The organism is Candidatus Pelagibacter sp. PS_44 (genome assembly GCF_059417735.1).
Genome location: NZ_CM182063.1, coordinates 632,678 through 652,655, shown reverse-complemented (window position 1 = coordinate 652,655; position 19,978 = coordinate 632,678). Strand labels below are relative to the sequence as shown.

The 19,978-nt window shown below is 30.3% G+C and carries 23 protein-coding genes and 3 tRNA genes; 21 read left to right on the top strand and 5 right to left on the bottom strand.

Features of this window, described 5'->3' with window-relative positions:
* Positions 1-18: 18 nt before the first annotated feature.
* From AC5SLO_RS03625 to AC5SLO_RS03615, 3 genes are all read left to right on the top strand, one after another.
* Positions 19-1,482 (top strand): cytosine permease, encoded by a 1,464-nt coding sequence (locus AC5SLO_RS03625; protein WP_494572637.1) that lies wholly within the window; start codon positions 19-21, stop codon positions 1,480-1,482.
* The gene (locus tag AC5SLO_RS03620) at positions 1,482-2,228 is read left to right on the top strand and encodes an SDR family NAD(P)-dependent oxidoreductase (protein WP_494572636.1); all 747 of its coding nucleotides are present in this window, start codon (positions 1,482-1,484) and stop codon (positions 2,226-2,228) included. Before AC5SLO_RS03625 ends, AC5SLO_RS03620 begins: the two co-directional genes overlap by 1 nt.
* Before the next feature lie 209 nt (positions 2,229-2,437).
* Positions 2,438-3,082, top strand: a complete 645-nt coding sequence (locus AC5SLO_RS03615) for a DUF3047 domain-containing protein (protein ID WP_494572635.1) — start codon at positions 2,438-2,440, stop codon at positions 3,080-3,082.
* 7 nt (positions 3,083-3,089) lie between these two features.
* Here the strand turns inward: AC5SLO_RS03615 and AC5SLO_RS03610 are convergent, their stop codons facing one another.
* On the bottom strand, positions 3,090-3,224 hold the full coding sequence (locus AC5SLO_RS03610; protein WP_494572634.1) for a hypothetical protein: 135 nt from the start codon (positions 3,222-3,224) through the stop codon (positions 3,090-3,092).
* A 58-nt stretch (positions 3,225-3,282) separates the two neighbouring features.
* Between AC5SLO_RS03610 and AC5SLO_RS03605 the strand changes: the two genes are divergently transcribed.
* Positions 3,283-3,705, top strand: a complete 423-nt coding sequence (locus AC5SLO_RS03605; RefSeq protein ID WP_494572633.1) for a YbgC/FadM family acyl-CoA thioesterase — start codon at positions 3,283-3,285, stop codon at positions 3,703-3,705.
* On the opposite strand, the gene AC5SLO_RS03600 is transcribed toward AC5SLO_RS03605, so the two are convergent.
* Entirely contained in the window at positions 3,695-4,375 is a 681-nt protein-coding gene (locus AC5SLO_RS03600) for a uracil-DNA glycosylase (protein WP_494572632.1), read from the bottom strand. The genes AC5SLO_RS03605 and AC5SLO_RS03600 overlap by 11 nt on opposite strands.
* A 2-nt stretch (positions 4,376-4,377) precedes the next feature.
* Between AC5SLO_RS03600 and AC5SLO_RS03595 the strand changes: the two genes are divergently transcribed.
* A complete protein-coding gene (locus tag AC5SLO_RS03595) occupies positions 4,378-4,938 on the top strand; it encodes a histidine phosphatase family protein (protein ID WP_494572631.1) in 561 nt (186 codons plus the stop codon).
* A 36-nt stretch (positions 4,939-4,974) separates the two neighbouring features.
* Positions 4,975-5,112: a hypothetical protein gene (locus tag AC5SLO_RS03590; protein WP_494572630.1), complete on the top strand. Its 138-nt coding sequence runs from the start codon at positions 4,975-4,977 to the stop codon at positions 5,110-5,112.
* Here the strand turns inward: AC5SLO_RS03590 and AC5SLO_RS03585 are convergent.
* From AC5SLO_RS03585 to AC5SLO_RS03575, 3 genes are read right to left on the bottom strand one after another with little or no spacing between them, the layout of a single operon-like run.
* The gene (locus AC5SLO_RS03585) at positions 5,109-5,543 is read right to left on the bottom strand and encodes a hypothetical protein (protein WP_494572629.1); all 435 of its coding nucleotides are present in this window, start codon (positions 5,541-5,543) and stop codon (positions 5,109-5,111) included. The two genes, AC5SLO_RS03590 and AC5SLO_RS03585, sit on opposite strands and share 4 nt — an antisense overlap.
* Entirely contained in the window at positions 5,530-5,700 is a 171-nt protein-coding gene (locus AC5SLO_RS03580) for a hypothetical protein (protein WP_494572628.1), read from the bottom strand. The genes AC5SLO_RS03585 and AC5SLO_RS03580 overlap by 14 nt, the downstream gene beginning before the upstream one ends.
* Positions 5,693-5,944: a DUF1289 domain-containing protein gene (locus AC5SLO_RS03575; RefSeq protein ID WP_494572627.1), complete on the bottom strand. Its 252-nt coding sequence runs from the start codon at positions 5,942-5,944 to the stop codon at positions 5,693-5,695. Before AC5SLO_RS03575 ends, AC5SLO_RS03580 begins: the two co-directional genes overlap by 8 nt.
* Before the next feature lie 100 nt (positions 5,945-6,044).
* Here AC5SLO_RS03575 and AC5SLO_RS03570 point away from each other — a divergent pair.
* The 15 genes from AC5SLO_RS03570 to nuoH all read left to right on the top strand — a co-directional run bounded on the left by AC5SLO_RS03570 (position 6,045) and on the right by nuoH (position 19,978).
* Positions 6,045-6,129, top strand: a tRNA-Leu gene (locus AC5SLO_RS03570).
* Between the two features lie 15 nt (positions 6,130-6,144).
* Positions 6,145-7,590 (top strand): trigger factor, encoded by a 1,446-nt coding sequence (gene tig / locus AC5SLO_RS03565; RefSeq protein WP_494572626.1) that lies wholly within the window; start codon positions 6,145-6,147, stop codon positions 7,588-7,590.
* A gap of 32 nt (positions 7,591-7,622) precedes the next feature.
* A complete protein-coding gene (gene clpP / locus AC5SLO_RS03560; protein WP_494572625.1) occupies positions 7,623-8,234 on the top strand; it encodes an ATP-dependent Clp endopeptidase proteolytic subunit ClpP in 612 nt (203 codons plus the stop codon).
* Between the two features lie 88 nt (positions 8,235-8,322).
* Complete coding sequence (gene clpX, locus AC5SLO_RS03555; RefSeq protein ID WP_494572624.1) at positions 8,323-9,591, top strand: ATP-dependent Clp protease ATP-binding subunit ClpX; 1,269 nt, start codon at positions 8,323-8,325, stop codon at positions 9,589-9,591.
* 62 nt (positions 9,592-9,653) lie between these two features.
* The gene (lon, locus tag AC5SLO_RS03550) at positions 9,654-12,035 is read left to right on the top strand and encodes an endopeptidase La (protein ID WP_494572623.1); all 2,382 of its coding nucleotides are present in this window, start codon (positions 9,654-9,656) and stop codon (positions 12,033-12,035) included.
* A 49-nt stretch (positions 12,036-12,084) separates the two neighbouring features.
* Positions 12,085-12,160 (top strand) — tRNA-Val (locus AC5SLO_RS03545).
* Between the two features lie 13 nt (positions 12,161-12,173).
* Positions 12,174-12,250 (top strand) — tRNA-Asp (locus AC5SLO_RS03540).
* Between the two features lie 85 nt (positions 12,251-12,335).
* Complete coding sequence (locus AC5SLO_RS03535) at positions 12,336-12,704, top strand: NADH-quinone oxidoreductase subunit A (RefSeq protein ID WP_494572622.1); 369 nt, start codon at positions 12,336-12,338, stop codon at positions 12,702-12,704.
* 11 nt (positions 12,705-12,715) lie between these two features.
* Positions 12,716-13,237, top strand: a complete 522-nt coding sequence (locus AC5SLO_RS03530; protein WP_494572621.1) for a NuoB/complex I 20 kDa subunit family protein — start codon at positions 12,716-12,718, stop codon at positions 13,235-13,237.
* A 5-nt stretch (positions 13,238-13,242) separates the two neighbouring features.
* Positions 13,243-13,851: an NADH-quinone oxidoreductase subunit C gene (locus AC5SLO_RS03525; protein WP_494572620.1), complete on the top strand. Its 609-nt coding sequence runs from the start codon at positions 13,243-13,245 to the stop codon at positions 13,849-13,851.
* The gene (locus AC5SLO_RS03520) at positions 13,835-15,010 is read left to right on the top strand and encodes an NADH-quinone oxidoreductase subunit D (protein ID WP_494572619.1); all 1,176 of its coding nucleotides are present in this window, start codon (positions 13,835-13,837) and stop codon (positions 15,008-15,010) included. The genes AC5SLO_RS03525 and AC5SLO_RS03520 overlap by 17 nt, the downstream gene beginning before the upstream one ends.
* Positions 15,010-15,618: an NADH-quinone oxidoreductase subunit NuoE gene (gene nuoE, locus AC5SLO_RS03515; RefSeq protein ID WP_494572618.1), complete on the top strand. Its 609-nt coding sequence runs from the start codon at positions 15,010-15,012 to the stop codon at positions 15,616-15,618. The genes AC5SLO_RS03520 and nuoE overlap by 1 nt, the downstream gene beginning before the upstream one ends.
* Positions 15,611-16,942: an NADH-quinone oxidoreductase subunit NuoF gene (nuoF, locus tag AC5SLO_RS03510; protein ID WP_494572617.1), complete on the top strand. Its 1,332-nt coding sequence runs from the start codon at positions 15,611-15,613 to the stop codon at positions 16,940-16,942. Before nuoE ends, nuoF begins: the two co-directional genes overlap by 8 nt.
* A complete protein-coding gene (nuoG, locus tag AC5SLO_RS03505; RefSeq protein ID WP_494572616.1) occupies positions 16,935-18,977 on the top strand; it encodes an NADH-quinone oxidoreductase subunit NuoG in 2,043 nt (680 codons plus the stop codon). Before nuoF ends, nuoG begins: the two co-directional genes overlap by 8 nt.
* Positions 18,978-18,979: 2 nt before the next feature.
* Positions 18,980-19,978 (top strand): NADH-quinone oxidoreductase subunit NuoH, encoded by a 999-nt coding sequence (gene nuoH / locus AC5SLO_RS03500; protein WP_494572615.1) that lies wholly within the window; start codon positions 18,980-18,982, stop codon positions 19,976-19,978.

Below are 19,978 nucleotides of genomic sequence, written 5' to 3'. Positions count from 1 at the left end.
TAGTTTATTATAAAACTAGTGAATCAAATCAAATCAAACAATGCTTTAATAAACTGGGAGTTAGTTAGTGTTAATCCCAATGACAAAAATTGGACTTGGAAAGAGTTATTTTATTTTTGGGGATGTAATATTCAAAGTGTAATTGCTTTTTCTTTAATTGCTTCTCTTTATTTAGTTTATGAACTTAATATATTTGTAGTTTTATTTGGTAGTTTAATTGCATCTATAATTGTTTATTTTTTTGCAAATTTAATCGGTAAACCCTCCCAAAAATATGGATTACCGTTTCCAGTAATTTTAAGAAGCGCTCTTGGAATTAATGGAGCTAAATATTTTGCTTTAATAAGAGGAATTGTTGGCATCTTTATGTTCGGCATTCAAACTTATTTTTTATCAAAACTTTTTAGTTACCTGATTAGGATTTCAATTTTTTCTATTGATAGCTCTTTTCTTGATGAAGATATTTTTTTAATTTTTATTTTAGGATTAAATTTAATCGATTGGATTGCTTTTATTTTTACAATTAGTTTGCAGCTTTTTTTATTTAGCAAAAGCCATCAATTTAATAGAAGTATAATAAAATTTTCAGCAATTACTGTTTATAGTGGGATGTTAATATTTTTTTTAGTTGTATTGCTCTATGACGTTAAAGTTATAAGTTCAGCTTTTGTTGATATTTTTTCTATAAATAATCTATTTGATAAAACCAATATAGCTCCATTAATTGCTGTGGTTGGAACAGTTTTTGCATATTTTTCTGTTATAATTGTAAATTATGGAGACTTTAGCAGATATGTTAAAGACGAAAAGGAATTAAAAAAAGGCAACTTAAGCCTATTATTAAATTTATTATTATTTTCTTTTTTTACAGTTTTTATTGTCATTGGGGTAGATATTTTTCTAAATAAAAATTTGGAACTTATGGAAAGAATTTTAACAAACCCAACTGATATAGTGGGTAAGATCGATAATATACAATTAACTGTGATTGTTTTATTTTTTATTATTTTTTCATCTGCTTCAACTAATTTAATTGCAAATTATATTCCAACTCAAAATTCACTAATAAATTTTATTCCAAGTGTTCTAAATTTAAGAAGTTCAGCAATCATAATTGGTTGCATTGGTTTTATAATTGGTATTTTTTGGTTACCTTTATTAAGTCAGATTGGCATTTTAGCATTTATTGATACTCTAAGCTCTTTTTTTGGACCAATATTTGGACTTATAATTATTGACTATTACTTTGTTAAAGAAACTAATTTAGACAATAGACAAATTTTTTCATCAAATACCGATGGGCTATATTTTTATTCAAATGGTTGGAATTTAAGAGGTCTTTATTCTTTGTTTTTAGGCTTTATCTTTTCTGCTTCTACAATTTGGAATGAAAGCTTAATGATCTTTCATTCTTATTCTTGGATAATTGGCACTTTTATCTCTTCTTTAACTTATTATCTTATCGCTAGTAAAAAATCTTAATGCATCAATTTGATCTTAAAAATAGAACTGCAATAATTACTGGTGGCGCCCAAGGTTTCGGTCTAGATATTGCAAAGAGATTTTTAAATTCTGGCGTAAAAACTATAATCTGGGATATTGATGAAAAAGAATTACAAAAAGCTGTAAAAGAAATAAACAATCCAAACCTTGCATATAATGTAGTGGATGTATCTAATTTTAGTAATGTTAAAAATACCGTAGACCAAATAACAAAAATATCTAATATTGACATTTTAATTAATAATGCTGGTATTACTGGCTCAACCTCATCTCTGTGGGACTACGATGTTGATGAATGGAATAAGATAGTTCAGATTAATTTAATGGGCACTTTTAATTGCTGCAAATGCATTGTTCCCAATATGATCAAGAATAACTATGGAAGGATTGTTAACGTTGCTTCAGTTGCTGGCAAAGATGGGAATGCAAATGCGAGCGCTTATAGTTCAGCAAAAGCAGGGGCTATTGGTCTAACTAAATCACTAGGCAAAGAATTAGCTGATAAAAATATTGCTGTTAATGCAATAACGCCAGCTGGTGCAAAAACTAGAATCTTAGACCAAATGTCAAAGGAACACGTTGCTAGGATGTTATCAAAAGTTCCAAGAGGTAGATTTCTAGAAATTGAAGAGTTTACTTCATTAGTTTGCTGGTTATCCTCTGAAGAAAATTCATTTTCTACAGCAGCAGTATTTGATATTAGTGGTGGTAGATCTACTTATTAAGCTTATTTAGGGTTATTTTGGTCTCAGTCTTGTAAATTTTTTGTTCTTTAGAAATGACAGGTGCCAGCAGTATTACCGACCAATAGACTAAAAGGAAAAATATAGAAATTATTTTCATATCATTAGAATTAATACCTAAAGTTGATTTTTAAATGTTTAAATTTTGTTCAAATATTGTTTTTTGAAATACAATAGCTATATAGACTGCAATGATAAAAAATTTTTTAATTTTATTTCTAACATTAATTCTATTTTCAACCAGTACTGTTGCTGAAAATATTAGGGTATTTGAATTTACGGATGAAGAGTTCAAGAATCTACAAGTAAAAAAGGTCAAAGGAGAAACCAAATGGACACTTGGGTCTAATGAGAATGGTGCTTATATCAAAGCTGAAGCTGAAGGGGTAGGCTCAGGACTTGGTAAGGAAATAGAAATAGATTTAAATAAAACACCATTTATTAATATTACTTGGAAAGTTGAAAAAGATCTTTCAGGGATAATTGAAAACAGTAAAAAAGGTCATGATTATGCAGCACGTGTTTTTGTAATTAAAAAAACAGGAGCAACACCCCTGTCAAATAGAGCAATTAACTACGTATTTTCAAGCAATAATATAATTGATCAAAATTGGCCTAGTCCGTACACAAAAAAATCTATTGACTATGTTTTGTCAACTACAATCGATAAACCTAATACATGGGTTACAGTTAAAGCCAATGTTAAAGAAGATTTTATGAAGTTACATGGTTTAGATGTTGATAATATTTCAGGTGTAGCAATAATGACTGATACCGATAATTCAAAACTAAAAGCAATATCGTATTATCAAAATATTTATTTTTCAGATAAATAAATTTGATTTAAAGTTTTTTTTTAAGAAACATACTCATTAACGACAAAAGTACAGCAACAACCACATCTTCTAATGGTGTTGCTCCTGGCACCATGAAATTCCAAGCTATAACGGCAGTTAGCCAAATTATATAAACTTTCATTATCATTATTATATCTTACTTTGATGTTAAAAATCATTTTTTTTGTTAGTATAATTACATGCATGAAAATTTTTTTTATGATTTAAAAGTTTATTATGAAGACACAGATGCGGGGGGTGTAGTTTATTATGCAAATTATCTAAAATTTCTTGAAAGAGCTAGAACTGAAGCCTTAGTCGAACTTGGTTTCAGTAATAAAAAGATAAAAGAAAAATTTGGAGCTTTAATAATAGTAAAGTCATGCAATATAGAATACATAAAACCCTCATATCTTGAGGATCAACTTAAAGTGAGATCTTTTATAAAGTCAGTTACAAAAACCTCGTTTTTTATGAATCAATTTATTAGTAGGGATGAAGATTTGATAACAAAAGCTAAAGTTCATTTGGTCTTTGTTAATGAAGAAGGAAAACCTATGAAAATTCCAGGAAGTTTATTTGAAGATTTAAAACCTTATTTTTGTGACAGTATTAAAGTTTAAATAATTTTTTAGCTTTTCTTAATAATGAAATCATTTTTTTTGTATTAATAACTTTAGTATTTACATTTCTTGGACTCGGATGATAGCTTGCAATTAAAGTCCTCCCATCTGGCAGCTTATATTTTGCTCCATGCTTGAATTTTAATTTTTTTTCAAATTTATAACTTTTATTATAAAATTTAATGCAATTATCAAAAGCTATCTTTCCTAGAGTTAAAATTACCTTCAATTTTTTTAAATTTTTAATTTCATAATCAAAATAACTTGAACAATTATCCAACTCACTTTTTAAGGGCTTATCTTCTGGGGGAACACACTTAAGTATGTTTGTGATGTAAGTATTTTTTAATTTTAAACCATCATTGATGTTTGTAGATTTAGGTTGATTTGAAATTTGAACTTTATAGAGACAATTAAATAAAAAATCACCCGACTTATCCCCAGTAAAAGCCCTACCTGTTCTTGTTCCTCCATGTGCTGCAGGAGCAAGTCCAATAATCATTAATTTGCCATTAATGTCACCAAACCCGGGCACAGGTTTTCCCCAATAAATTTCATTAATATTTTGCTTTCTTTTGTCTTTTGAAATTTTTTTACTATAACTAATTAAGCGAGGACATTTTTTACATTTAATTATTGAATTATTTATTTTTTCGAACTTAATAGTCATTCATGAAACTTATTAAAATTTTAATATTTTTACTTATATCTTTCAATCTACCATTTAAAACTTATTCTAACACAAACATTGAAAATATTTTAAAGGATGGGGGAAAATTAATATTTGTGAGACATGCTTATGCCCCTGGAGGAGGAGATCCTAGCAATTTTGATGTAACCGATTGTTCCACCCAACGGAATTTAAATAAAGAGGGCATCGTTCAATCTATAAATTTAGGAATTTTTTTTACAAAAAATCAAATAAAGGTTGATAAAGTTTTATCTAGTGAATGGTGTAGATGCAAACAAACAGCTGAATATGCTTTTAAAAAATTTGAAACAAAAAGCTTTTTAAATTCTTTTTTTAGTGAAAAATTTTCAAAAAATAAAACCAAACAAATCAAAGAACTAAAAGAATATGTTAATGAATGGAATAGTAGTAAAAATTTAGTTTTAATTACCCATTATGTTACAATCTTAGAAGTTACGAATACTGCCGTTTCATCTGGTGAAATGGTAATTACTGATAAAAATTTTAACGTTTTACAAAGACAAAAAATTTCGATTAATTAAAGTTTATTTTATTAGGAATAAATATAGAATAAAATAATGTCATCAAAAAAAGCAATGAAGTTAGCTCAAAAACAAGCATTTGCTAAACATAGAAGTAATATTACAAGCAATAGACCCATTCCAAAAAAAACTAATTTTATAAGTAAGTTAAATAAAAAAAATAAAAAATCTTAACTTTCTTTAACAAATACCTCAACTTTTTTGCAAGTAGATATTTTTGATATACCTTCTTCTCCGTTAATTACTGTTTTGATATTTATTATTGGACTATCTTTTTTAAACATAAGTTGAGTGTAGAACTGTGGATAGCCAACTTTATCAGTATAAATTAGATCTGATTCTTCATAAATAAATCTTTCTACTGAACCTTCTTGTTTTACACTTAGATCAGTAGACTTATATTTTTTAAATGTCTTATTGTCATATATATAATTTCTAATCATTAATGATTTTTCAAAGTTTAAAATATATTCATTTTTAATAAATCCATCTTTTAGGTTTTTGCAACCAGTCAAATGCATTATTTCTGAAATAGATACTGATTGAATGCCAATAAAAAAAAATAAAAAATAAATTATTTTAGTTTGTAAACTATTTTTTTTCATACTTATCAGCATGGAGTAGAGCAACAAGCAGAATAGCTGTCCAACCAATACCAATGAAAGCTTTGGGTCCTGTTTCCGCACTCCATAAATCTAGCACTAAAGCACCAAATATAAGTCCTGCTATATAAATTATAATAGCTAATGTTGATTTACTCATTATTTAAAACCTTTTTATATAAAGAAATACCATTCTCTATTTTATGCTTGTATGAATCTTTAAAGCTCTCAAGCTGCCAACCGTTAAGTCTTTGTTCAATGTTAATTAAATTATCTTGTTTCCATTGATTAGTAGTACTGTCTAATTTCCACATTTTTTTTTCTTCGTTGTTTCTACCGCAACCGTAACAATACCCTGTTTGGGGATCGGTTTTGCATATACTAATGCAGGGTGAAATTATCATTTTTATAAATTATTACTAAATCACATGATTATTAATATATTTTATAATTATTGTCATTGGACAAATGATATCAATAATATATAAAACCCCACAAGATTGTGGGCGAATGGCGGAATTGGTAGACGCGCTGGTCTTAGGAACCAGTATCGCAAGATGTGAAGGTTCGAGTCCTTTTTCGCCTACCAAAAAGTTATAAAATTATGAAAGTAACAGTAGAGAATATAAAAGGTTTAAATAAGGACATTAAAGTTTTCATAGATAAAAAAACTATGAGCACTTATATGGACGCAAAGTATGAAGAAATCAAAGGGACTGTTAATTTAAAAGGCTTTAGACCAGGAAAAGTTCCCAAAGAAATTCTTAAAAGACAATTTGGCCAAGCAATTTTTAGTGAGGTTTTAGACAAGGTTTTAAAAGAAACATCCACCAAGGCATTAGAGGATAATAAAATAAAACCAGCAGGCCAACCAAAACTTGATTTAAAAACCTATGGAGAAGATAAGGATTTAGAATATGTGATTTCTGTAACAGAACTTCCAAAAGTTGAACTTAAGTCTGTTGAAAATATAAAATTTGATGAATATTCAGTTAAAATTGATAATTCAGAAACAGATAAGAGAATTAATGAAATCGCCAAAAGTCAGAATAACTTTAAAGATGTTGCTGATGAAGCAAAAGCTTTAAAAGAAAATTTGGTTATTTTTGATTATAAAGCAACAATTGACGGTAAAGAATTTACTGGTGGTGAAGGTAAAAATACTCAATTAATACTTGGAAAAGATTTATTTATTAAAGGATTTGATGACCAATTAATTGGTGTCAAAAAAAACGACGAAAAAGTTGTAGAGGCTACACTACCTGAAAATTACCCTCATAAAGAATTTGCTAATAAAAAAGCTAGTTTTACATGCAAGATTATAACTGTAAGAAAATCTGAAGAGGTAAAAATAAATGACGAATTTGCAAAAAATTTAGGAGCTAAAGACTTAGCTGATTTAAAAATTTTAGTATCTAAGCAAATTAATGATGAATATAAAAATTCTTTAGGTAGGTTGGCTAAAACACAAATTCTTAAAGAAATTGAAAATTTTAAAGTCGACGAAATTCCTGAAAATCTTTTAGAAGAAGAGGTTAAAATCTTATCACAAGGCATGAATGAGGAAGACTCTAAAAAAAGTAGAAAAAAATTTGAAGAAATAGCTAAAAAAAGAATTAAAGTTGGATTAATCTTGAATGAGTTTGGTGAACAAAACAAAATTAAAGTTACAGAGCAAGAAATACAAGCCGAGGTACAAAAACAACTTAGAATGATGCCAGGTCAAGAAAAAATGGTTATGGAATTTTATCAAAAAAATCCATCAGCTTTGGCTAGCTTAAGAGGAACAGTATATGAAGAAAAAATAATTGATGTAATTAAATCAAAAGCAAAACCTAATAAAAAAGAAATAAGCAAAGATGAAGCTGAAAAAATACTAAAAGAACATCAAAAACAAGAGCATGATCATAATCACGATCATGATCAGGAAGACTCACAAAAAAAAGCAGCACCCAAAAAAGCTGCACTCAAAAAAGCTGCACCAAAAAAAGCAGCAACTAAGCCCACAAAAACAAAAAAAGCTGCACCAAAAAAAGTTAGCAAAAAGTAATCACAAGTTGTATAACTGATAAGAATCAACTTATGACAACAAATTTTTCTGATCAAATGAATACATTAGTCCCTATGGTTGTGGAACAATCTAACAAGGGTGAAAGAGCTTATGATATTTATTCTAGACTTTTAAAAGAAAGAATAATTTTTTTAGTTGGACCAATTAACGATAACGTAGCGTCTCTTGTTACTGCGCAACTTTTATTTTTAGAATCTGAGGATCCAAAAAAAGAAATTAATTTATATATTAATAGTCCAGGTGGTCTTGTAACTGCTGGCCTAGGTATTTATGATACTATGCAATACATCAAACCAGATGTTTCAACTTTATGCATTGGGCAGGCTGCCTCAATGGGATCTTTTCTTTTAGCTGCTGGAAAAAAAGGTAAAAGGTTTTCTCTACCTAATTCTAGAATTATGGTTCACCAACCATCTGCTGGTTTTCAAGGTCAAGCTACAGATATTGAAATTCATGCAAATGAAGTCTTGGCACTTAAAAAAAGACTTAATGAAATTTACTCAAAGCACACTGGCAAATCAGTAGATGATATTAAAAAAGCTCTTGAAAGAGATAATTTTATGACCTCTGATATTGCTAAAGACTTTGGTTTAATAGATGAAGTAGTAGAGAACAGATCTTAAACCACAATATCTTGAAAATTATTAAGTACATACTTGATTAGTATGAGTCATCTATATTAAAGTAACAACATTGATTCGTTTATAAATTATGAGCACAAATAATAAAAATATTCTTTACTGTTCTTTCTGTGGCAAGAGCCAACATGAAGTTAGAAAATTAATTGCTGGTCCAACAGTTTTTATCTGTGATGAGTGTGTTGAACTTTGTATGGATATTATAAAAGAAGAAAGCAAAGACTCATTTGTAAAACATCAAGATGGATTACCATCGCCAAAAGAAATTTGTGCAGTATTAGATGATTATGTAATTGGACAGCCTCATGCAAAAAAAGTTTTGTCTGTAGCGGTGCATAATCACTACAAAAGATTAAACTATGAAAGCAAGACTAGTAAAACTGTTGAACTTTCAAAATCCAACATTCTACTAGTTGGTCCTACAGGTTGTGGTAAAACTTTATTAGCACAAACTTTGGCTAGAATACTTGATGTTCCTTTCACAATGGCTGATGCAACCACTCTTACAGAAGCTGGTTATGTTGGTGAAGATGTTGAAAACATTATTTTAAAATTATTACAAGCAGCTGATTATAATGTAGAAAAAGCACAACGTGGAATTGTCTACATTGATGAAGTAGATAAGATTAGCAGAAAATCTGAGAACCCTTCAATTACAAGAGATGTTTCTGGTGAAGGTGTTCAACAAGCTCTTTTGAAGATTATGGAAGGAACAGTTGCGAGTGTTCCACCTCAAGGAGGAAGAAAGCACCCTCAACAAGAATTTTTACAAGTTGATACTACAAATATACTATTTATTTGTGGTGGTGCATTTGCTGGTTTAGATAAAATTATTTCACAAAGAGACAAGGGAACTTCTATTGGTTTTGGTGCAAATGTTAAAAAAACTGATGATAAAAAAACTGGTGAGTGGATGAAAACCTTAGAACCTGAAGATTTATTGAAATATGGTTTGATACCAGAGTTTATTGGAAGATTACCAATGATAGCTACACTAGAAGATTTAGATGAGAAATCTTTAATCAAAATATTACAAGAACCAAAAAATTCTTTAATCAAACAATATCAAGAATTATTTAAATTAGATGGTGCCAAATTAAATTTTAAAGAAAATGCAGTGAAAGAAATTGCACAAAAAGCAATCACAAAAAAAACTGGTGCCAGAGGACTAAGATCGATATTAGAAAATATTTTATTAAAGACTATGTATGATTTGCCAAGTCAGGATAATGTCGAAGAAGTGATAGTAGATGCTAGTGCGGCTAAAGGTCTATCGCAACCCATCATTGTTCATTCAAAAAATAATACGAAAACAAAGACGGACAAAACGTCTGCCGCTTAATTCAACGTTAATAACTAATAAATAGCTATTGCAAATTTATTTTTAATATCCATATTTAGATAATGGATGTTAAAATAGAACGACCTTTGTTACCTCTAAGAGATATAGTGGTGTTTCCAAATATGGTAATCCCTTTATTTGTTGGAAGAGACAAATCAATTGCAGCCCTAAATGAAGTGATGAAAAAGGATAAAAAGATTATCCTTGTTACTCAAAAAAATTCAGAAATAGATGATCCTAAGAAGACAGACGTATTTATGCATGGCTGTGAAGGTAATATACTTCAATTATTAAAATTACCCGATGGAACAGTTAAAGTTTTAGTTGAGGGAAGTAAAAGAGTTAAGATATTAGATTTTAAAGATAATGAAAAATTCATAATTTGTGAGTACGCTCATCAGCATGATGTAGCATCTAAAGATGAAGATTTGATACCTTTAGCTATGACTGCAGTAAGAAGATTGGAAAAACTTACTTCAATTAATAAAAAGGTTTCAACAGAGACAATCAATAATATAAAAAAATTAACTGATGCATCTCATATTGCTGACAACATTGCCTCACACTTAACAGCTACCATTTTAGAAAAACAACAAATTTTTGAGACTGCAGATGTCAAGAAGAGATTAAATTCCATTATCAAAATTATGGAAAATGAAACTAGTATTATAGGAGTTGAAAAGAGAATTAGAGGTAGAGTTAAAACTCAAATGGAGAAAACTCAAAGAGAATATTATTTGAATGAGCAACTTAAGGCAATTCAAAAAGAGTTAGGTGAAATTGAAGATGGTAAAGATGAAACATCTAGTCTGAACAAATCTATTATTAAGGCAAAAATGCCTAAAGATGTAGAAAAAAAATGTTTGGCAGAGTTAAAAAAATTAAAAAATATGAGCCCGATGTCTGCTGAAGCAACCGTTATTAGAAATTATCTTGATTGGATGATAGAGCTTCCATGGTATAAAAAAAGTGAAGTTGATATTGATCTTAAAAAAGCATTATCAGTATTGGATGCTGATCACTTTGGTCTAGAAAAAGTAAAAGAAAGAATTATAGAGTTCTTAGCAGTCCAAAAAAGAATGGATAAAATTAAAGGACCTATATTATGTTTAGTTGGGCCTCCAGGTGTTGGAAAAACTTCTTTAGGAAAATCAATTGCAAAAGCAACTAATAGAGAATTTGTAAGAGTATCTGTTGGAGGAATGCGTGATGAGGCTGAAATTAGAGGGCATAGAAGAACTTATATTGGTTCTTTACCCGGAAAAATTATTCAAATGATGAAGAAGGCAGGAACTAAAAACCCTTTAATTCTTTTAGATGAAATTGATAAAATTGGTAATGACTATAGAGGCGACCCTTCATCAGCATTATTAGAAGCATTGGACCCTGAACAAAACTCAACATTTAATGATCATTATTTAGAAGTTGATTATGATTTATCTGATGTAATGTTTGTTACAACAGCAAACACACTAAATATATTACCGCCATTACTAGATAGAATGGAAGTTATAAGGTTGGCTGGATACACAGAAGATGAAAAAATTAATATAGCAAACAATTACCTTTTACCAAAACAGATAAAAGACAATGGTGTTAAAGAAAATGAAATGACCTTATCTGATGATATAATTAAAGAAATTATCAGAAGTTATACCAAAGAGTCGGGTGTTAGAAACTTAGAAAGAGAAATTTCAAAAGTTGCACGTAAGGTTGTAAAAAAAGTTGTTTCTGGTGAAGAAAAGCAGGTTAAAGTAGATTTAAAAAATCTTCATGATTTCCTTGGAATACAAAAATTTAAATTCGGTGAGCTTGAGTACAAAGATAAAATTGGTGTTGTAACAGGTTTAGCTTGGACTGAATATGGTGGAGAGATACTTAAGATTGAAACTGTTGTTATGCCTGGAAAGGGTAGAATGCAAATTACTGGAAAACTAGGAGATGTAATGCAAGAGTCAATCAAAGCTGCTAAATCATTTATAAGATCTAAGAGTTTAGATTATGGAATTATTCCTCCATTATTTGAAAAAAAAGATTTTCATATTCACGTTCCTGAAGGAGCAACTCCTAAAGATGGCCCTTCTGCAGGTATAGGTATGGTTACTTCAATTGTTTCAGCAATTACAAAAATTCCTGTTAGAAGAGATGTTGCAATGACTGGAGAAGTTACTTTAACAGGACAAGTTTTACCTATCGGTGGACTTAAAGAAAAACTATTAGCTGCTCATAGAGCTGGAATCAAACAAGTCGTTATTCCTAAAGAGAATGAAAAAGATTTAGTAGATATGCCAAAGAAGATTATTGATGATATAAAAATTATTCCAGTGGAATATGCAGATGAGGTATTAAAAATAGCTTTAACTAAAGAATTGAAAAGAGTTGAGTGGGTTGAAGTTGAACAAATTTCTAAATCTGACGATAAATCTCAAGCCAGTATTCAATAATTACCAATTTACATTATCTATTCGTTGATGTATTAGTAGCGCTTGTTTTGGGCGGTTAGCTCAGTTGGTAGAGCATCTCGTTTACACCGAGGGGGTCAAAGGTTCGAGTCCTTTACTGCCCACCAAAACAACTAAAGTGGGGGTGTAGCTCAGTTGGTTAGAGCGATCGCCTGTCACGCGATAGGTCGAGGGTTCGAGTCCCTTCACTCCCGCCACTTTTCTTGATATTGACTGTTAATAGTGTCAAAATTGCTCCTTATGTACACTTCAAGAAGTTAAAAAAACTGCTATATAGATTTCATGCTTTCAGAGTTTTTAAAAGATTATCTGCCTATTATAATATTTCTGGTTATTGCACTTGGTCTAAGTGGGGCTTTTGTAGTTGTTAATTTGATACTTTCTCCAAAACATCCAGACCCTGAAAAGTTATCGGCTTACGAATGTGGTTTTGAACCCTTTGAAGACTCAAGAATGAAATTTGATGTTAGATTTTATTTAGTTGCAATTTTATTTATTATTTTTGACTTAGAAATCGCTTTTCTTTTCCCATGGGCAATTAGTCTTGGGGCTATTGGGGGCTTGGGTTTTACTTCCATGATGATCTTCTTATTCATTTTAACAGTTGGATTTATTTATGAATGGAAAAAAGGTGCGTTAGATTGGGAATAATAATTTAGATTATGGATTTAAGTAAAAAAAATAATGAAATTCCTGAAGAGTTTAAAAAGCTCTCTGAGGATTTTAGTAAAAATGGTTTTATAACCACATCTCTAGATAATCTTATCAATTGGTCAAGAGCTGGATCATTACATTGGATGACTTTTGGTCTAGCATGTTGTGCGGTCGAAATGATGCAAACAGCCATGCCTAGATATGATTTAGAAAGATTTGGTGCAGCACCAAGAGGATCACCAAGACAATCTGACGTCATGATTGTAGCTGGTACATTAACAAACAAAATGGCACCAGCGTTAAGAAAGGTTTATGATCAAATGCCAGAACCAAGATATGTTATATCAATGGGAAGCTGCGCAAATGGAGGAGGTTACTATCATTATTCTTATTCTGTAGTTAGAGGTTGTGATAAAATTGTACCTGTTGATATTTATGTTCCAGGATGCCCACCATCTGCAGAGGCATTATTATATGGAATTATGCAATTACAGAAAAAAATTAGAAACAAAGGCTCTTTCGAAAGATAATATTTATGAAAAGCTGTATAGATCTAGAAAAAAAAATTAATTCAGAACTTACCACTAAAATAAAAAAAACTGAAATTAGACACGATCAACTTTATATAAATATTGAAAGTGAAGATTTATTAAATGTAGCTTTATTTATAAAAAATAATGAAAATACTAAATTCCGACAATTAATAGATTTAACGGTTGTTGACTATCCAGAAAACTCTCAACGTTTTAAAGTTGTTTATTTATTTTTAAGTCATGAGTTTAATCAAAGAATTATATTAAGTTATTTAATTAATGAAAATGAAGTGATTCCTTCATTAACATCAATATTTCCTGCTGCAAACTGGATGGAGCGTGAAGTTTTTGACATGTATGGTGTTAAGTTTAAAGATCATCCAGATCTAAGAAGAATTCTTACAGATTATGGGTTTGAAGGTCATCCGCTTAGAAAAGATTTTCCTCTGACTGGGCATACAGAGGTTAGATATAGTGAAGATCAAAAAAAAGTTATTAGTGAACCAGTTAAATTAGAACAAAACTATAGAAATTTTGATTATGAGAGTCCATGGGAAGGAACAAAGTATATTAAGAAACAGACGGATCAAGAAAATGACAAAAAAAACTAAAACATTAAATCTTAACTTTGGTCCTCAGCATCCTGCTGCTCATGGTGTCTTAAGGTTAATTTTGGAATTAGATGGCGAAGTGGTTGAGAAAGCAGATCCTCACATTGGATTATTACATCGTGGAACAGAAAAATTAATAGAAAACAAGACTTATATGCAAGCTGTACCTTATTTTGATAGGTTGGATTATGTCGCCCCTATGAATCAAGAACACGCATTTGCTTTGGCAATTGAAAAAATCTTAAGTATTGATGTTCCAATTAGGGCTCAATTTATAAGAGTAATGTTTTGTGAAATTGGAAGAATTTTAAGTCATATATTAAATGTAACTACACAAGCTTTAGATGTAGGGGCATTAACACCATCGTTGTGGGGATTTGAAGAACGTGAAACACTTATGACTTTTTATGAAAGAGCATCTGGATCAAGGTTGCATGCTAATTATTTTAGAGCAGGCGGTGTTCATCAAGATCTACCAATGGGACTTGAAGACGATATTGCAAAATTTTGTGAAACCTTTCCAAAAATAATTGATGATCTTGAAACTCTATTAACTGATAATAGAATATTTAAACAAAGAAATGTAGACATAGGAATTGTTACTAAAGAAGACGCGTTAGATTATTCTTTTAGTGGTGTGATGATAAGAGGATCTGGTGTGCCGTGGGATTTAAGGAAATCACAACCTTACGATTGTTATGATCAAATTGAATTTAAAATACCAGTTGGAAAAAATGGCGATTGTTATGATAGGTATCTATGTAGAATTGAAGAGATGAGAGAAAGTGTATCTATAATAAAACAATGTTTAGCAAAAATGACAAGAGGAGCAATTAAATCCTTAGATGGAAAAATTAGTCCTCCACCAAAAAAAGATATAAAAGAATCCATGGAGGCTTTAATTCATCACTTTAAACTTTTTACAGAGGGTTATCGTGTAACAAATGATGAAATTTATACTGCAGTTGAAGCACCAAAAGGAGAATTTGGTGTTTATTTAATTTCTGACGGTTCAAGTAAACCTTATAAATGCAAAATTAGAGCCCCTGGTTTTTCTCATTTACAAGCGATGGATTATTTAATTAAAGGTCATATGTTAGCTGATGTACCAGCAGTATTAGGCTCTTTAGATATAGTTTTTGGTGAGGTAGACAGATAATGAGTTTAAGAAAACCTGCTAAAGATCAACCAGAGAGTTTTGAATTCAATCAAGATAGCTTAGCTGCTGCAAAAGAAATTATTTCTAACTATCCCGATGGTAAGCAGCAAAGTGCAGTAATGGCATTATTATATATTGCTCAAAAACAAAATGAAAATTGGATTCCATTAGCTGCTATGAAATATATAGGTAAATTTTTAGACATGCCTTATATAAAGGTTTATGAAGTTGCTACATTTTATACAATGTATAATCTTTCTCCTGTAGGTAAACATTTTGTACAAGTTTGCACTACAACACCATGTATGATTAGAGGAGCATATAAATTAGTTGAAGCTTGTAAGGAAAAAATCTCTGAAAATGAAAATGAATTGTCTCAAAATAAAATGTGTTCTTGGATGGAAGTTGAATGTTTGGGAGCTTGTGTTAACGCACCAATGATGCAAATTAATGATGATTATTATGAAGATCTTGATAAAGAAAAAACCTTAAAAATTCTGGATGATATATTAAATGACAAAACACCAAAACCAGGTTCTTATAGAGGTAGAATTAATAATGAACCAGAAAATAATAGAAAAACACTTTTAGATTTAAAAAATGCTTAAAGACGAAGATAGAATATTTCAGAATTTATATAACGATAGAGGATCTGATTACGATTCTTCAAAAAAAAGAGGTGATTGGGTAGGTACTGCAGATTTAATAAAAAAAGGAAGAGAATGGATTATTAATGAAGTTAAAACTTCAGAACTGAGAGGAAGAGGAGGCGCTGGATTTCCAACTGGTTTAAAGTGGTCTTTTGCTCCAAAAGAGTTAGGTTCCAGACCACATTATTTGGTAATTAATGGTGACGAGTCTGAACCAGGTACGTGCAAAGATAGAGATATTTTAAGATTTGAACCTCACAAGTTAATAGAGGGTTGCTTGATTGCAGCATATGCTGTCCAGGCACACGTTTGTTATATTTATATTAGAGGCGAGTATTTTGTAGATGGTCAAAAACTTCAAATAGCAATTAATGAAGCTTATGAAAAAAATTTAATTGGCAAAAATGCAGCTGGTACTGGTTGGGATTTGGACATTTATATTCACTACGGAGCTGGTGCTTACATTTGTGGTGAAGAAACTGCATTACTTGAGAGTATTGAAGGTAAAAAGGGCCAACCAAGATTGAAACCACCTTTTCCAGCTCTTATAGGTCTATATGGTTGTCCGACAATAATTAATAATGTTGAAACAATAGCAGTTGTTCCAACAATTTTAAAAAGAGGAGGAAAATGGTTTTCATCTCTAGGCAAAGCTAAAAATACAGGAACTAAAATTTTTTGTATTTCAGGTAATGTTAATAAACCATGTAATGTAGAAGAGGAAATGAGTATCCCTCTAAAAGAATTAATCGAAGTTCATGCAGGAGGAGTAGTTGGAGGATGGGATAATTTATTAGCAGTAATACCTGGTGGATCTTCAATGCCATTGATACCTCAAAAAACTTGTGAAACTTTAACAATGGATTTTGACTCTTTAGTTGCTGAAAAAAGCGGCTTAGGTACTGCTGGTATAGTTGTTATAAATAAAGATCAAGATATCATTAAATGCATGGCAAGAATTGCTAGATTTTATAAACATGAAAGCTGTGGTCAATGTACACCTTGCAGAGAAGGTTCTGGATGGATGTGGAGAATGCTTGAAAGAATGGCAATTGGTGAAGCTTCAAGAGAAGAGGTTGATATGTTGGGAGATGTTACTAACCAAATAGCAGGTCACACAATATGTGCTTTTGGTGAGGGTTCTTCATGGCCAGTGCAAGGATTATTGCGACATTTTAAAAAAGAAATAGAGCAAAGAAATAATTTTGATCCCTCAATTAAAAAGAAAAAAGATATTCCATATTTGGTAGATCAACATTTAATGGATAAAAAAAATGCTTAAATTAAAAGTTAATAATATTGATGTTGAGGTTGAAGAAGGTTTAACAGTTTTACAGGCTTGTGAGAAAGCTGGAGTTGAAATTCCAAGATTTTGTTATCACGAAAAATTATCAATCGCTGGAAATTGCAGAATGTGTCTTGTTGAAATGGAAAAATCACCTAAACCAGTTGCGTCTTGCGCAATGCCAGCAGCAGAAGGAATGAATATTAAAACCAACACCGCTTTTGTAGAAAAAGCTAGAAAAGGTGTTATGGAGTTTTTATTAGCTAACCATCCTTTAGATTGTCCAGTTTGTGATCAAGGTGGAGAATGCGATCTTCAAGATCAATCAATGTTCTACGGAGTAGACAAGTCAAGATTTAACGAAAATAAAAGACAAGTTCCAGAAAAAAATATGGGACCATTAATCAAGACACAAATGACTAGATGTATTCATTGCACTAGATGTGTTCGATTTGCAACTGAAATTGCAGGAGTACCAGAATTAGGAGCAATAGGCAGAGGAGAAGATATGCAAATTACAACCTATCTCGAAAAATCTATGCAATCTGAGCTGTCAGCTAATGTTGTTGATTTATGTCCTGTTGGTGCACTTACATCAAAACCCTATGTTTTTGAAGCTCGTCCTTGGGAATTAAAGAAAACAGAGTCCATAGATGTAATGGATGCAATTGGCTCCAATATTAGAGTTGATACTTATGGATGGGAAGTAAAAAGAATTCTTCCAAGAATTAATGAAAACATTAATGAAGAGTGGATATCTGATAAAAGTAGATATGCTTGTGATGGTTTATTAAATCAGCGCTTAGATACACCTTATGTAAAGTATAATAATAAATTTGAAAAAGCATCTTGGGATGAAGTTTTTAATATAATTAAATCAAAATTTAATAATACAGATAAAAATAAAATTTGTGGCTTAACAGGTGATTTAGTAAATATGGAAACACTATATATATTTAAAGAGTTCTTTAATAAGACACTTGGTTCACAAAATGTTGAGTCTAGAAATGACTATACTTATTTAAATGTAGAGAAAAGAGAAAATTATTTATTCAATTCATCAATAAATGGGATAGAGGAATCAGATTTTATTTTTCTGATTGGAACTAATCCTAGATATGAAGCTACCATTCTAAATGCACGTATAAGAAAATCTTATGTCCAAAATAAAACAAAAATTATTTCTTTAAATAATGTTGGAGATCTTACATACCCTTACGAGTTTCTTGATGGTAAAATTAATAATATTAAAGAAATATCAGAGGATAGTCATAAAGTTTCAAAGTTAATAAAAGAAGCTAAAAAACCTTTAATTGTATTTGGCCAATCTGCTTTTAAATCAAAATCTGCAAAATATATATTCGAGACTATGAAGAATTTTTTAAATAAGAATAATAAGATTTCTGATGAATGGAATTCGCTTAATGTTATTTCGGATAATGCCTCAACAGTTGGAAGTTTAGATTTAGGATTATATAAAACTACTGATGGTTCAAACAAAGTTTTAGAAGATCTAAATAACAATAAATTTGAAATTGTTTATTTATTAGGTCTAGATAGTTTTCAATTTAAAAAAAAAAATGAGTTTATTATTTATCAAGGTAGTCATGGTGACAAAGGTGCAGAAATTGCTGATATTATACTGCCAGGTGCCGCTTATACAGAGCAAAATGGTTATTTTACAAACTTAGAGGGAAAACTACAAAAAGCCTATAAGGCCTCTTATCCACCTGAAGAAGCAAAAGAAGATTGGTTAATAATTAATGAGTTAGCTGAAGCTATGAATCATAGAAAATTATTCAATGATAAAGATGAACTTGATAGTAGCATGCTTAATTATCTAAATCTTTACATGGAAAAAGATAATTTAGTTGTTTCAACTGAATTTAAAGATTTAATATTTGAAAATGAAATTTTAAAGATTGCTAATGAAGACTACTATTATTCTAATGTTATAGCTAGAGCATCCAAGACCATGTTTGAATGCAAATCTGCTAAAACTAATTTCAGATCTACAGGAACAGAAGGATAAACATGGAATATTTAAATATAATTCTTTCTGAAACTTATAAAATATTATTTTTATTAGTTCCGGTCTTAGTTTCTGTAGCTATGATAGTTTGGTTAGATCGTCGTATATGGGCTTTTGTTCAAAAAAGACAAGGACCAAATGTTGTGGGACCTTTTGGTTTATTACAGTCTTTAGCTGATGCGTTAAAGTACATTTTTAAAGAAGTTATTATTCCTTCAAGCTCTAATAAAGTAATTTTTATTTTAGCCCCGATCGTAACTATGACATTAGCATTAATTTCATGGGCTGTTATACCTTTTAGTGCAACACAAGTTTTAGCAGATATCAATGTTGGAATTTTATATCTCTTTGCTGTTTCATCTTTAGGTGTCTATGGAATTATTATGGGAGGATGGGCTTCTAATTCAAAATATCCTTTTTTGGGAGCGATTAGATCAGCAGCACAAATGGTTTCATACGAGGTTTCTATTGGTGTTATTATTATAAATGTTTTGTTATGTGTTGGCTCGTTAAACTTAAACGATATTGTAATAGCTCAAGAAAATCTATGGTTTGTAATACCTTTGTTTCCAATGTTTGTAATTTTCTTTATTTCAGCATTAGCAGAAACAAATAGACCACCTTTTGACTTACCTGAGGCAGAAGCAGAATTGGTTGCCGGATATCAAACAGAATACTCGGGAATGATGTATGCAATGTTTTGGCTTGGAGAGTACGCAAATATTCTTTTAATGTGTGCTATGGGTTCTATTCTTTTTTTAGGAGGATGGCTGTCTCCAATTGAGCTTTATCCATTTAACTTAATTCCAGGTGCAATTTGGTTGATAATAAAAATTTTGTTACTATTTATTTTATTTGCATTGGTAAAAGCTATTGTGCCTAGATATAGATATGATCAATTAATGCGTTTAGGATGGAAAGTATTTCTTCCAATGTCACTAACTTGGGTGGTTTTAACTGCTAGCTATTTATTTTACTTCAATTTATTACCAATAAACTAA